Genomic DNA, 522 nt, shown 5'->3' with positions numbered 1-522 from the left:
AAGCATTAAGAATGCGGAAAGCGATATCACCAGTACCTCCAGCTACATCAAGAACTTTCCAATGGGAGAGTGCTGGTGGAGAAAGCCATGCGACCATGGAGTTTTTCCACATACGGTGTAATCCAAGAGACAAAATGTCATTCATCTTATCATAGTTTTCAGCGACAGAGTGAAAGACACCATCAACCATGGATTGCTTTTGCGCTTCATCAATTTTTGTAAAGCCAAAAGAATATTCCATACCTCCTTTGACTCCTATACGTTCTGTTTCAGCTGTCATATGCGTGACCTTCCTTATTTTTTCTTTTGTCGTAAATGAAGTGTAGAAGGAATGTTCAAATATGCAAAAGCCCTCTATAAAACCACGACGTTTATACAGCTAGAAAAAGAGTACCTTTAGATATCAAGATTAGCAACACTTAAGGCATTATCTTGAATAAAAGCCCGCCGTGGTTCAACTTCATCACCCATCAAACGGGAAAAGAGCGAATCTGCATCAGTTGCATCATTGATTTTAACTTG

2 protein-coding genes are annotated in these 522 nt (G+C 39.5%); both read right to left on the bottom strand.

Going from position 1 to position 522, the window contains the following annotated elements:
* The coding region (locus ACFIO5_RS13520; protein ID WP_375705692.1) for a class I SAM-dependent methyltransferase at nt 1-280 on the bottom strand (280 nt) is incomplete at its 3' end.
* A gap of 116 nt (nt 281-396) precedes the next feature.
* Nucleotides 397-522: hypothetical protein (locus ACFIO5_RS13515; RefSeq protein ID WP_375705693.1), on the bottom strand; the 126-nt coding region annotated here is incomplete at its 5' end.

The organism is Bartonella sp. AA86SXKL (genome assembly GCF_042196885.1).
Note: the sequence above shows the minus strand (reverse complement) of the source record. Positions and strands in the feature narration are given on the sequence as shown.